The sequence below is a fragment of the Acinetobacter faecalis genome, from assembly GCF_034187745.1.
In the GTDB taxonomy this organism is placed as follows: domain Bacteria; phylum Pseudomonadota; class Gammaproteobacteria; order Pseudomonadales; family Moraxellaceae; genus Acinetobacter; species Acinetobacter faecalis.
The window spans coordinates 55972-69152 of the sequence record NZ_JAXHPF010000003.1; the positions used below are offsets into that span (position 1 = coordinate 55972).

Sequence of the window (13181 nt, forward strand, 5' to 3'; positions counted from 1 at the left end):
TCGTTAATTGGTTATTCATATCTCATGTATTACTGATATCTAGATGTCTGTATAATATTTAAATTAGTTTAAATATTCATACCTTATGTGAATATTGATGAGAAACACTTTGGGATTATATTTTAGTGAAAGCACTTCCAATTCAGCATAAATTAGGTGCATTTTACTTTTTTTATTATGCAATTGTTGGCACATTTATGCCTTTTTGGGGCCTTTATTTAGAAGATCAGGGTTTCAATTTTCAAGAAATAGGCTTGTTATCATCAATTGCTATTATCACACGGTTTTTTGCACCATTTATTTGGGGATGGATTGCAGATAAATCGGGTAAAAGAATGTTGTTGGTTCGTATTGCAACTTGGATGGAAGCTTGTGTTTGGTTTATGATTTTTATTATTCCAAATAGCTTTCAATCTATTGCATTACTTATGCTTATTTTTAGTTTTTTTCAAAATGCAATTTTGGCGCAATTTGAAGGTGTTACTCTATTTTGGCTGGCAGAAAAACGAACTGAGCTGTATGGTAAAGTGCGTAAATGGGGCTCTGTTGGTTTTATTGTTGGTGTATTTGGCATAGGTGCTTTATTAGAAATTATTTCAATTTCTATGTTGCCAATTTTATTATTATGTATCGCTTTTTTAGCATTCATTTGGTCATTTACAATTAAGGAACCGAGTGAAGCACCAGTATCTCAAAAAAAATTAGAACCTTTAATTCCAATATTAAAAAATCCTATTGTTTATTCATTTTTCATTATTGAATTTATAATGCTTTTTTCACATGCACCATTTTATAGTTTTTATAGTAACTATTTAAATAATGCCGGTTTTCAAACTTCTGTTATTGGATTTTTATGGGCAGCTGGCGTAATTGCTGAAATTATCATGTTCGCATATGCAAATGTATTTTTAACACGTTACTCATGGCGAACATTGGTTTGTGTTTGCTTAGTAATTACAGGATTACGCTGGTGTATTGTTGGTATATTTCCCACAAATTTTAGTATGCAATTCTTAGCACAAATTATTCATGCATTTAGTTTTGGATTATTTCACATGATTGCAATGAGAATTATTTTTCAAAATTTTACAATGGGTCAGCAGGGACGAGGGCAAGCAATTTACAGTACAATGTGGGGCTTAGGTGTTGCGCTTGGTAGTTTGCTTGCAGGTCATTATTGGGAGCAAATTGGCGGTTCTGCAATATTTATAATTGCAGGACTATCTACACTTTTAGGTATATTTTTTATTAAAAAATTACCAAATAATATTATGAAGTTAGAATAAGTATAAGCACATTTTAAGCTAAAACAACGCAATTTCGACCGCTATCTTTTGCTCGATAAAGTGCTTGATCTGCAGTATTAATAAGTTGTTGTAATTCCAAACGTGATGGAAGATAAGTATGCGTAACACCCATGCTGACAGTAATTTTAATCGGGTTCTCTTGTTCAATATGAATAAAAGTTTCAGATAGTTGTACTCGAATACGCTCAGCAATCATTAATGCTTCTGCTCTATCGACATTAGATAAAAGTACAACAAACTCTTCACCGCCATGTCGGCAAAAAAGGTCTTCGCTTCTTAAGTTTTCTTTCACAATATCGGCAAATTTTTTAAGTACAATATCACCTGCGTGATGTCCGTAGTTATCGTTCAATTTTTTGAAAAAATCGATATCTAACATAAGAATACAAGCTTCTTTGTATTTTTTACTTGTTAGTCTTTGTTCGCTCAATCTAATAAAACTACGACGATTCATAGTATCTGTAAGAGTGTCATGATTGGCTAAATAATAGATTTCTTTAAATAATAGTTTGCGATTTTGACTAATAATACACAGAACAATTGTGGCTAATCCCAGAATAGCTAAGCCAATACGAATAGATGTGATTTCTTTTAGAAATGAATTGGTTGTGTCATATAAATATAAATATGACACGCTGTGATATAACGTTAGGCAAACGAAGCTATTAATAATAGCAATATTAAAGAGGCTGTAAATAGAAGCAGCCCAAACAAGTGTTGCAAGTGGATAAAGTAAAGCACCTGGTCCGTAATAAGAATGCGTTAATATCATTGAAAGTATAACAGCAATAAACGGAAATGCATCAAAAGGATTAAATGACCTTGAGCGTTTATTTATAAAAAAATGTTTAATTTCAATGAGCTTTGGAAAAGCAAGCACTAAAGGCAAAACAATAACTGCATTTAAAAATTCACCACTCCACCAATTCGTAAAATCTACTAGTAATTGGGTCTTTGACATGAATGTGCCTGGTACATAAGGAATTGTATTAACGGCAAATGTAGATCCAATTAATGTTCCTAAAATCAGCGCAAAAATATAAGGATAGATGATTTGAGGCCCATCTTTGAAATATTTAAATTGGTTTTGAATATAAACCAATATACTGATTGTACTAAGCACAGCAACAAAGTTAGTCATTGTTAATATGAATGCCAAAGCAAGACCATTCCCAGTAAGAAGATCTGCAATCATATATCCAGAGAATGCACCCCATAATGCACTTGCCGTTCGCATTCTAGGGAAGCGAATAAGTAAACCTAAGAAAACTGGATTTGCTGGCCAAAAAAATGCAGAGTAAGCTAAAGGTCGTGTAAAAATTCCAATAAGCGCCGCACTAAAAATTGCCACAGCAAAAATGACAAAGATATAGGAATGTCTTTGAATTTGCTGGCGACTTAGTTGAATTAATTTAGCTTGCAAATTTACACCTCAACAAATTATGAAACTTATATAGTTTCTTTTATTATGATGCTTTTATAAGTATTACCCAAAGATTATATTGTTAAGTGTTGAAATGCAAAATAATTTTACTAAAATTAAATTATTTGTTGGTATTTGTTTTTGTAATATATCATTTTTTTGTAAATATGATAACGTTAATATAAATGGAATAACTTTAAATCCTTATGAAAAAAATAGCGCTATTGGCATTAATTAATTTATACGGTTCTATGATTTATGCTGAAAATTTAAAATCAACTGAAGTACAACCAAATTCAAAAGCCAATTCATCTGTTACTGAAAATACCATTCGTATTCAAACTAGACCTGAAATAGTTGGACTTTGGGGGATGCACATAGCAAATAAAAATAAATGTGTGGAATATTATAATTTTAAAAGTAATAGCGAATTATTGGTTAAAAGTGGGAGTGAGTGGTCAACAGGCATTTATGACTATCAACCAACACCCGATATAAATTCTGTCTTATCAGCATTAACTTTTCAAATTCAATTTGATAATAATGCCGTCGATTGTTCAGGTATTCAAGAAGATCAAACTGGTGAAATAAGTCAATATTATGTGAAATGGAAAAATCCAAATACTTTAAGTTTATGTAATGGAGAAAACTCTGATCAATGTTTCGCAACATTAAAACGTGTTTTACCTTAACGTTTCAAATTTATATAAAAAAACCGCTCATTGATAGCGGTTTTTTTATATAGCAATTTATTTGGGATTAGAATTAGTCTTGATGACCTTCTAATTGTTTTAATAAATGCTTTTCTAAATAATGAATATCCATCGCTTTTTCACGGAAGTTTTTATCTTCTAGAATTAAGTCTTTGTGTAATGGAATATTTGTTTTAACGCCAGTTAAAATCATTTCATCTAAAGCTTGTTTCATACGAGCCATAGATGTCGCGCGATCTTTACCATGTGCAATAAGTTTAGCAATCATTGAGTCATAATATGGCGGAATACTGTAGCCATCATAAATATGAGAGTCTAAACGAATGCCTGCACCGCCTGGCGCATAGAAGTGCTCAATTTTACCTGGTGAAGGTAAGAAAGTTGTTGGATCTTCTGCATTAATACGACATTCAATTGCATGACCTTTAACTTCAACATCTTTTTGTTGGATATTTAAGCCTAGGCCACCAGCAATTAGAAGTTGCTGCTCAATAATGTCGATACCTGTTACCATTTCAGTTACAGGATGCTCAACTTGAACACGTGTATTCATTTCAATGAAGAAAAATTCACCATCTTCAAATAAGAATTCAAACGTACCAGCACCACGATATTGCATTAATTTACAAGCTTTTACACAAGCTTCTAAAATATCTGCACGTGCTTTTTCAGGTAAGTTTGGAGCAGGTGCTTCTTCAAGTACTTTTTGATGGCGACGCTGTAAAGAACAGTCACGGTCATATAAGTGAATTGCATGGCCGTTACCATCTGCAAGAATTTGCACTTCAACATGGCGAGGCTTTTGTAGGAAACGTTCCATGTAAACAGTATCATCACTGAACCACATTTCAGCATCGCGCTGAGCAGCTTGAACAGACTCAAGTAATGTATCTACGTTTTCAACAATACGCATACCACGACCACCACCGCCAGAAGCAGCTTTTACAATAAGCGGGAAGCCAATTTCTTTTGCTTCAGCTAATGCATTTTGTGGTGTTACGGCATGTGCAGAACCAGGAACTGTAGGAACACCAGCTTTACGCATTGCGGTAATTGCCGAAACTTTATTCCCCATAAGGCGAATATGTTCAGGGCGAGGACCAATGAATGTAAAACCTGAGTTTTCTACAATTTCTGCAAATTCAGCATTTTCAGCTAAGAAACCATAACCTGGGTGAATTGCATCTGCACCTGTAATTTCAGCAGCAGTAATAATCGCAGGAATGTTTAAGTAACTTTCACTACTTGCACCTGGACCAATACATACGGCTTCATCACAAAAGCGAAGATGCATAAGATCTTTATCGGCACTGGAATAAATACCAACGGTTTTAATTCCTAAAGTTTTGCAAGCTCGTGTAATGCGTAACGCAATTTCACCACGGTTTGCAATTAAAACTTTTTGCAACATTGTGAATCCCCGAGGTCTTAAGCGCGGTAGCGGAATAATGGTTGACCGAACTGAATCACTTCGCCATTTTTAACTAAAATTTCTTCAATCACGCCACTTTGAGTTGCTTCAATTGGATTCATGATTTTCATTGCTTCAATAATACCAAGTGTTTCACCAGCAGAAACAGTTTGACCTACTTTAACGAAAGTTGGTTCGCCTGGGCTTGGTGCTGTATAGAACACGCCAACCATTGGTGAAGTTTCAACTGCACCACGTGGAGATTTAGCCGCAGGTGCAGCAGGTGCTGCTGATGGTGTTGGCATAGCTGGAATCGCTGCTGCGACAACCGGATTACGACGAGTTAATGCAATCGATTGATCGCCTTCTTTAACTTCAATCGCCTGTAAGTCAGACTCAATCATCAAATCGATGAGTTTTTTGATTTTACGGATATCCATGAGACAGTATTCCTAATTTAAGATTGTGTAGAAGATTGAATTTTTTCAATAGCAAAGTCGAGGGCAGAGGCATAACCTTTTGCACCTAAACCACAAATTACGCCAACAGCTTTATCTGATAAATATGAGTGATGTCTAAATGCTTCACGTGCATGTACATTAGATAAATGAACTTCAATAAAAGGTATTGCTACCCCAAGTAACGCATCTCTAAGCGCAACCGATGTATGTGTTAGTGCTGCTGGATTAATAATGATAAATTGTGTACCGTCTTGTTTCGCTTGATGAATGCGATCCACAATTGCACCTTCCCAGTTACTTTGGAAAGTGTCTAAAGAAATAGAAGCTTTTTGTGCTTGGTTTGTGAGCTGTAAGTTGATATCTTCAAGAGTAAGATAACCATAAACTTCAGGTTCACGTTTTCCCAATAAATTTAAATTCGGTCCATGAATGACCAAAATGGTCGCACTCATTCAGCCTGCTCCAATTATAAGTTGCAAAGTTATTTTGCAAGATGTCTGCAAAGTTTGCTAATTATGGCATAAAATTCTACATTTTTTTTATAATTTCTTTTAATTGACGCAGAAGTCTTTTGCCAAAACTTGGCTATATAATGTAAATTTTGCAAGTAAATGGCAATGTTAAAAAATGACAAATTATCTATTTGTTACTAATTTTTACATTGTAGGGCAATTGGCGAAAATGATGAAATAAAATTATGTAGCCTAAGTGTATTTAATTGATTGTGATAATAATGAAATTAACAAATAAGCTTACAAAATTGATTTGATCAACAAACCTATACGATGTGTAATGATTTTATGCATAATATTTAGTCATATTTTTGCTTATAAAAAATAGCTTTGAAAGCGAATTTTAATTTGTTAATTCTTTTGTATTTTATAAATAAAGTAAATAAAATATTGGTTTAAAAGGTGTTTTTGGTTTTTTAAGCGTGAGTGAATTCATCTTTTTTTGAATGAGGAATCTAATATCGAATTTTTTAAATTTAGTTCTTATAAAAAAGTGGGCTTACGATGTAATGTCCAATTATTTTCATTTATGCTTTTTATATTTATTTTAAGATATTTTTATTTATAGAAAAGAACTGACGATTTATCTCAAATATTCGAATATTTTTAACATAAAAATATAAAATGAGAAATTGTTGGATTGGCAAAAAATACGTATTTGACATTTATCATTGAGAGTTTTAAAGCAAATTTTTGTATTTGGGGGGAAATGGAGATTTAATTTAACGTAAATCTCCATAATTAAGTTACTGTATTATTTCAATATCTGCATAATTTTTAAGTTTTTCGGCATTCATTGTGTAAATTTCATCTATAAATGAAACGCCAAAACTTCCTACAGAGATTGCTTTCTCAAAAGCTAATTTACCTGCAATTGCAAAATGAATGTGAGCCGCAATAGCCGCAATACTTGGTTTACTAACCGCACAATATGCAGCAATTAATGCACCTAAAGCACAACCTGTCGCTGTTAATTTTGGTTGTAAGAATGACCCACCATTAATTTGAATTACGGCAGGAATATCTTTTGCCACAATAAAGTCGGATTCGCCAGAAATTGCGACACAGTCAGTTTGCTGTAAAAGTACACTCGCTTGTAAATAAACATCTGCACTATTTAGTGTGCTGTCTACACCTTTAGATTGAACCTGATTTCCAGCAAGTGTGCTTATTTCAGAAGCATTGCCGCGAATTACAGTAGGGTTAAACTTAACAAGTTCATCAACTGTTTGTGAGCGCCAAGCCAAAATAGCACCATAACCAACAGGGTCAAGTACCCAAGGTTTATTATGATTTGAACAAGTTTGAGCTGTAATTTTCATTGCTTGAGTTTGTTCTGTTGTAGGTGTGCCTGTATTTATACTAATTGCACCAGAAATTTTGGCAAAACTTTCAGCTTCAAATGGGTTATCAATCATTGCAGGAGATGCACCTGCTGCTAAAAGAATATTAGCAACATAATTGGCTGCAACACTGTTGGTAATACAATGAACCAATGGTTGTTGAGCTTGTAGCTGATTCCAAGCGTCAATGACTTGTTCTAAAATTTCAGATTTTAGTTGGCTAGAATCATTCATAAGATAAATTTGACTCGTACTATTTGGGGCAAAGTAAGGTGTTATTGCGTGAAGTAATGGTCTTGATGTTTACAATTTCTGCAAAATAAAGAGACATAATCTTCTGCGTCATAATCGACAGTGAGTTCGTTGGAACCGCAGTGCATACAACGCTTGAGAGAGTAAAATTTTAAGCGAGGTTCAATTTTTTTCCATGAGCGCCAAAATGGTTGGAAAAAGATTTTTTCATCGTAGCCTAAAAATTTATAAAATAAGATTTCACTCATTTTACTTAATGGAATGTTGTAAGGACGCGGTAAAGTCGTCGTTTCCCATTTTTCTGTTAATGCACGTTCACGGTATTGTTGTAAGGTTTTTTTCAATAAATTGGTGTTAATGAAATTTTCATTTCTAGGTTTTAATGCATTTTGTTGATGTAAATATTCCAATGCATTTTGAATTAAATAATAAATCTGTCCAACGGCAAGAGATTCCATTAAGCGGTAACAGAAGCTTTGAAAACTTTGATTTCCTGCAATTTGAATGCCCCAGGTTCTGCAATAAAATTGCATAAATTGCACAATTTCTTGGTAAAGCAAAAGTTGAAGAGTATCTTTAACTTCATCTGAAGATTGAAAAGGCACACCTAATGCTAAGTTTTCATAAAACCAATTTCTTAATTGTTGCGTAACACTAAAAAGGCTAGGTTCCGAATAACCATCTAAACGTACATTTATATAGTATTGTTGTGCTGAGTCGCTAAATTCTTTAGCCACAAGAACATTATCTTTAACCAGTTGTTTAATTAAATAACTTTGAAATAAATAACTTGGGCTAATAGGGCGATATTTAAGTTGATCCCAATCAATGAATTCTTGATGTCCGGTATGTTCATCAACTAACTCATCCAAAATACCCAATAAAAACAATTTATTTAAAAAGCTAAGATGATTGAGATCATATTCAAAAACATCTTGGGTTTTTTGCTTAATTTTTCGTTGTTCTTGCTGCATTGTTTCTTTCATCAGCTTTTTACGTTCTGATGTGCATTTATCGCAATGACAATTTTGCTTGCTGTCTTGAAAGACTTTATGGAAGCAGCTTATACATTCGTGATAATTTATTTCTTTATCGAACTGTTCTGCTTCAATCCAATTCATAGATGCGCGACACAAAGGGCATTGTGTACTTTCATCAAGTTGTTTTTGGAGAATTTGAAGCATAATAATCCATAAGAAAAATTGTCTAATTGAATTATACACAAGACCTAGAGATAAAATTGTTTTTCTCTATTTTGAATGAATTTACAAGAAATTAGCATCTATTCATTAAAACTGAAAGAATGATGGTTTTAAGATTCGAACGACTGTTTACATTTGTATCGAATGTTGTTTAAACGTATCTAGAAAAACTGCTGTAAATAAAATAAATGCATTAATTTCAGTGCTTTTGTGTTGAAAAATACTGCTCAAGTCCCATATATAAAGACAGATGAATTGCAAAGACAATCTCTGTAAGTTTGAAGTATGATCGAATGACTTCACAGGAAAGTTAGAGCTAAAACAACAGTAGGATACAATATGAATATTGCGGCAAATCCAGTAGTAGAAGCAGATCAAACAATATATTTGAAAGATTATCAAAAACCATCATTCTTGGTCGATTCTATTCATTTGGATATTCAAGTTTTTGCAGATCATACCAACGTAAATTCAAAATTGGTTATGCAACGCCAAACTGCTGGTGATTTGGTTCTTTTAGGTCGTGACCTTGAACTTAAAGCGATTCGCTTAAACGGAAAAACGCTGGACAATACAGAATATTCGCTTAATTCAGAACAATTGGTTATTCAAAATGCGCCTGAAAATAGCATTATTGAAACAGAAGTTGTTATTCATCCTAAATCAAATACTATGCTTGAAGGTTTATATCAAGCAGCTTCAGATTTGTTTGTAACACAAAATGAGCCTGAAGGATTCCGTAAAATTACGTTCTATCCAGACCGTCCAGATGTTTTGTCTGTATTTACCACACGTGTAGAAGCAGACAAAAAATTCCCTGTATTACTTGCTAACGGTAATTTAATTGAAAAAGGCGAAGCAGGTGAAGGTCGCCATTATGCAATTTGGCAAGATCCAACGAAAAAACCAGCTTATTTATTTGCATGCGTAATTGGTGATTTGGCTGTTTTAAAAGATACTTTTGTGACTTCTGAAGGACGTAATGTTGCTTTAGAAATTTATGCAGAAGAAAAAGATATTCCAAAATGCCATATTGCAATGCAAGCTTTAAAACATTCTATGCGTTGGGATGAAGAGCATTATGGCTTACCTTACGATTTAGATATTTACATGATTGTTGCAACAAGTGCATTTAACATGGGTGCAATGGAGAATAAAGGCTTAAACATCTTTAATACTTCATGTGTGCTTGCAGATGAAGAATACACAACTGATGCTGCAATTATGCAAGTACAAGCGGTAATTGCGCACGAATACTTCCATAACTGGACAGGTAACCGTATTACTTGTCGTGACTGGTTTCAATTGTGTTTAAAAGAAGGCTTAACCGTTTTCCGTGATCAATCTTTCACAGAAGATTTACAATCTGCGGCTGTTCAACGTATTGATGACGTTGCAGTATTAAAAGGGCATCAATTCCCTGAAGATTCAGGTCCTTTATCGCATCCGCCACGTCCAGATCACTTTGTAGAAATTAATAACTTCTATACAGCAACTGTTTATGAAAAAGGTGCGGAAATTAACCGCATGATGGCAACATTATTGGGCAAAGAAAAATTCCGTAAAGGTACAGACGAATATTTCAAGCGTCACGATGGTCAAGCCGTTACAGTTGAAGATTGGGTTGCTGCGCTTACAGCAGGTTCAGGTGTCGATTTATCTAACTTCCTAACTTGGTACAACCAACCGGGTACGCCAAAATTAGAAGCAAAAGGTGAATATGATGAGACAACTCAAACGTATCGTTTAAACCTAAAACAAAGCTTAAAAGCAAATGCCAAATATCCAAATTTAAAAGCTGTGCCAATTCCAGTTGCTTTAGCTTTGTTTGACGCTGCATCAGGTGAACAGCTTGTTCTTGAATCTGAAGCTTTAGTTGAAAATGCTGTAAAAGATGGCGTTTACTTATTTGAACAAAATGAAGCAAGCATTGCATTTAAAAATGTAATGACAAAGCCTGTTGTATCGTTGCTTCGTAATTTCTCTGCACCTGTAAATCTTGAATTTAACTATTCAGATGAAGACCTTGCATTCTTATTGCAGTATGAAACCAATGGTTTTAACCAATGGCAAGCAACGCAGACTTTACTTGAACGTATTTTATTAAATGGTCATTCATCTGACATTTATGTTCAGGCAATGAAAAATGCATTACCTGAAGTGATAAAGAAAGATCCGCTACTTGCTTCTCGTTTGTTTGATGTACCAACTGAAGGTTATTTAGGAAGCCGTATAGACGCGAACTATAATCCTCTAGAGATTCAAGAAAAACGCAATTCGTTGTTAGATACATTGGCAAATGCATTTGGCGCTTTCTGTAAAGAAGCGTATTTAGCGTTAGACCCTGCAAATGAAACAGAGTTTTCACAAGCAATGGGTGTTCGAGCGTTAAAAAATATTCTTTTGGCAATGATTGCGCGTCAAGGTGATGAATCTGCATTTGAATTGGCAGATGCACAGTACAAATCAACAAAAAATATGTCTGAGCGTTTAGGTGCTTTACGTGTATTGGTTTGGAATGATGCACCGCAAGCTGAAGCTGCATTAATTGATTTTTATCTACGTTTTAAAGATGAAGCTTTATCTATGGATCAGTGGTTCATGGTGCAAGCAGCACATCCTAAAGCGAATGCGGAAACCATTGCGTATTTAACTTCACATCCTGATTATGACCTTGGTGTACCAAACAGAATTCGTTCTGTAACAGGCGGTTTAAATGCAAATCCTGTAAACACTTGGAGTTTTGGTGTTCAGCATTTTGTAGGTTTGGCTAAGTATTTAGATGAAAAAAATCCAATTATTGGTTCTCGTTTATTGCAAGCTTTATCTCGTTGGTACACTTTAGCAGAACCTCAGCGTTCGCAAGTAAAAGCGGATTTAGAAGCACTGAAGCCTTTAGTTAAATCTAAAAACGTTTCTGAAACATTAAACAGCATTTTAAACGCGTAATTTTTGCTTATATTGTTTGTATATATTTAGAAGCCAAATGACTTAGGTTGTTTGGCTTTTTATATTGTTTAATAAAAATTTAAAAATGTGTTATAATAGTTGGACAGATAATAAAAACTTCTATTTTTCCTCTCAATTATCGTTTTAGCGATATTTCTAGATGTCATAATTCTTCTGTTGTTGATGTTCCAAAAGGAACGATTTTTAAGTGTTAAATTGGTGTAAATATTGAGTAATAGTAATCAATTGGTTGCGAAAGCAATTAATGGTAGTGAAATTGTAGTATCCCTAGTACCTTCGAAAAAAATGCAAAATACGCGAGAAGGGTTTATCTGGGTAAATGTTGGCTTAAATATTTTATTAGATTCTGGTCGTGAAATTGAGTTAAATCAAGACCGTCGTAGTTTTTATACAGCTTTAAACCAAATGTACTATCTACCGCATCGCGTATAGTTCATCTATATATAAAAAGCCCGTTTAAACGGGCTTTTATATTTTTATACTTTAACAATGAGTACGGGGATGTGAGATTGTGTCAGCACGTTTTGTGCAACACTTCCAAGCACCATCTTTTTAAAGCCCGTGTGACCATGTGAACCCATAATAATTAAATCGGCACTAACTTCATTAGCAATAGCCATAATGCCTTCAGATGCTGCAACGCCACGAATCACTTTCGTATTTACAGATACGCCATCTCGAACAAATAATCGTTCTATGTCTTTTAAGCGAAGCTGAGCATTTTCTTCGGCTTGCATAAAATAATCTGTAATTGCAGGTGCAACTTTATAAAAATCGACCCCTTTAAATGGATCTACAGAAATAACGCTCATTACTGTTACTTCACTTTTTAGTTCTTTGGCTAGAGCAAGTGCTTGTTCAACTGCTGCATAGGAAATAGGAGATTCATCTACAGGAACCAAAATATGTTTATATGTTGTCATCTGTTTTTCCTAAATTTTTAACTGAAATAGTATCGTTTGTATTTAAAAGACTTATTGAGTATGAGTATTTATAGTGGTGCAGAGTTGAATAAAGCTCAATTTAAATTGAGCTTTATTCTGATGGAATTTAGTTTTTAACAACAAGCACAGGAATTTCTGTTTTGTTTAATACGTCTTGAGCAAAACTGCCTAGAATTAATTTTTTGAAACCTTTACGACCATGTGAACCCATCACAATGAGGTCAACTTTTTCATTTGTTGCTGCTGATGAAACGCCATCAGCATTTACTTGTCCTTTTACTACTTTTACATTAGCTTCAACGCCTTCAGCTTTTGCAAACTCACTTGCTTCTTTTAAAGCTGCTTCTGCATTTTCATAAGCAATAACAAAATATTCTTTCATTACAGCAGAAGAGTAATAAAAATCTGCATCTGTGAATGGGTCTTCAGCAACAAGGCTAATTAAGCTTAGTTTGCTGTTAAATGCTTTTGCAATTTGGGCTGCTTTTTTTACAGCAGAAAAAGAAATTTGTGAACCATCTACAGGAACTAAAATATGATTATAAGACATTAAAAAATGCTCCAAAGTTATCGTTATTACCCTACTAATTAATTGATAACACATTGTTAGAAATGGTTCAAACCTTATAATACGATCGTAGAA

Annotated in this window: 12 protein-coding genes; 4 read left to right on the forward strand and 8 right to left on the reverse strand. The window is 33.9% G+C overall.

The genetic code is table 11. The features are described from left to right. Window positions 1-125 precede the first annotated feature (125 nt). Window positions 126-1286, forward strand: coding sequence for an MFS transporter (locus SKM54_RS03895; RefSeq protein ID WP_321094199.1), 1161 nt, complete (start codon window positions 126-128; stop codon window positions 1284-1286). Window positions 1287-1299: 13 nt separating this feature from the next. On the opposite strand, the gene SKM54_RS03900 is transcribed toward SKM54_RS03895, so the two are convergent. Further along, on the reverse strand, window positions 1300-2730 hold the full coding sequence (locus SKM54_RS03900) for a sensor domain-containing diguanylate cyclase (protein WP_321094203.1): 1431 nt from the start codon (window positions 2728-2730) through the stop codon (window positions 1300-1302). Between the two features lie 206 nt (window positions 2731-2936). Between SKM54_RS03900 and SKM54_RS03905 the strand changes: the two genes are divergently transcribed. Beyond that, entirely contained in the window at window positions 2937-3422 is a 486-nt protein-coding gene (locus SKM54_RS03905) for a hypothetical protein (RefSeq protein WP_154773514.1), read from the forward strand. Window positions 3423-3495: 73 nt separating this feature from the next. On the opposite strand, the gene accC is transcribed toward SKM54_RS03905, so the two are convergent. The 5 genes from accC to SKM54_RS03930 form a co-directional block, all read right to left on the reverse strand. Continuing rightward, on the reverse strand, window positions 3496-4854 hold the full coding sequence (accC, locus tag SKM54_RS03910) for an acetyl-CoA carboxylase biotin carboxylase subunit (RefSeq protein WP_154773513.1): 1359 nt from the start codon (window positions 4852-4854) through the stop codon (window positions 3496-3498). A gap of 17 nt (window positions 4855-4871) precedes the next feature. Next, window positions 4872-5294: an acetyl-CoA carboxylase biotin carboxyl carrier protein gene (accB, locus tag SKM54_RS03915; protein WP_154773512.1), complete on the reverse strand. Its 423-nt coding sequence runs from the start codon at window positions 5292-5294 to the stop codon at window positions 4872-4874. 17 nt (window positions 5295-5311) lie between these two features. Next, window positions 5312-5767 (reverse strand): type II 3-dehydroquinate dehydratase, encoded by a 456-nt coding sequence (aroQ, locus tag SKM54_RS03920; protein WP_154773511.1) that lies wholly within the window; start codon window positions 5765-5767, stop codon window positions 5312-5314. A gap of 806 nt (window positions 5768-6573) precedes the next feature. Continuing rightward, complete coding sequence (thiM, locus tag SKM54_RS03925) at window positions 6574-7404, reverse strand: hydroxyethylthiazole kinase (RefSeq protein ID WP_321094206.1); 831 nt, start codon at window positions 7402-7404, stop codon at window positions 6574-6576. A gap of 41 nt (window positions 7405-7445) precedes the next feature. Then, entirely contained in the window at window positions 7446-8609 is a 1164-nt protein-coding gene (locus SKM54_RS03930; RefSeq protein ID WP_321094545.1) for a hypothetical protein, read from the reverse strand. A 354-nt stretch (window positions 8610-8963) separates the two neighbouring features. Here SKM54_RS03930 and pepN point away from each other — a divergent pair, with 354 nt between their 5' ends. Further along, window positions 8964-11573, forward strand: coding sequence for an aminopeptidase N (pepN, locus tag SKM54_RS03935; protein ID WP_321094209.1), 2610 nt, complete (start codon window positions 8964-8966; stop codon window positions 11571-11573). A gap of 228 nt (window positions 11574-11801) precedes the next feature. Then, a complete protein-coding gene (locus SKM54_RS03940) occupies window positions 11802-12026 on the forward strand; it encodes a hypothetical protein (RefSeq protein ID WP_154773507.1) in 225 nt (74 codons plus the stop codon). A 44-nt stretch (window positions 12027-12070) separates the two neighbouring features. Here SKM54_RS03940 and SKM54_RS03945 read toward each other — a convergent pair whose 3' ends face one another. Both SKM54_RS03945 and SKM54_RS03950 read right to left on the reverse strand, forming a co-directional pair. Further along, on the reverse strand, window positions 12071-12517 hold the full coding sequence (locus SKM54_RS03945) for a universal stress protein (protein ID WP_154773506.1): 447 nt from the start codon (window positions 12515-12517) through the stop codon (window positions 12071-12073). 127 nt (window positions 12518-12644) lie between these two features. Continuing rightward, window positions 12645-13088, reverse strand: a complete 444-nt coding sequence (locus SKM54_RS03950) for a universal stress protein (protein WP_321094211.1) — start codon at window positions 13086-13088, stop codon at window positions 12645-12647. Window positions 13089-13181 lie beyond the last annotated feature (93 nt).

Bases quoted from the DNA above. Each gene is read 5' to 3' on its own strand.
- SKM54_RS03905 (WP_154773514.1), top strand. From the start codon at position 2,937: ATGAAAAAAATAGCGCTATTGGCATTAATTAATTTATACGGTTCTATG.
- accC (WP_154773513.1), bottom strand. From the start codon at position 4,854: ATGTTGCAAAAAGTTTTAATTGCAAACCGTGGTGAAATTGCGTTACGC.
- accB (WP_154773512.1), bottom strand. From the start codon at position 5,294: ATGGATATCCGTAAAATCAAAAAACTCATCGATTTGATGATTGAGTCT.
- aroQ (WP_154773511.1), bottom strand. From the start codon at position 5,767: ATGAGTGCGACCATTTTGGTCATTCATGGACCGAATTTAAATTTATTG.
- thiM (WP_321094206.1), bottom strand. From the start codon at position 7,404: ATGAATGATTCTAGCCAACTAAAATCTGAAATTTTAGAACAAGTCATT.
- pepN (WP_321094209.1), top strand. From the start codon at position 8,964: ATGAATATTGCGGCAAATCCAGTAGTAGAAGCAGATCAAACAATATAT.
- SKM54_RS03945 (WP_154773506.1), bottom strand. From the start codon at position 12,517: ATGACAACATATAAACATATTTTGGTTCCTGTAGATGAATCTCCTATT.
- SKM54_RS03950 (WP_321094211.1), bottom strand. From the start codon at position 13,088: ATGTCTTATAATCATATTTTAGTTCCTGTAGATGGTTCACAAATTTCT.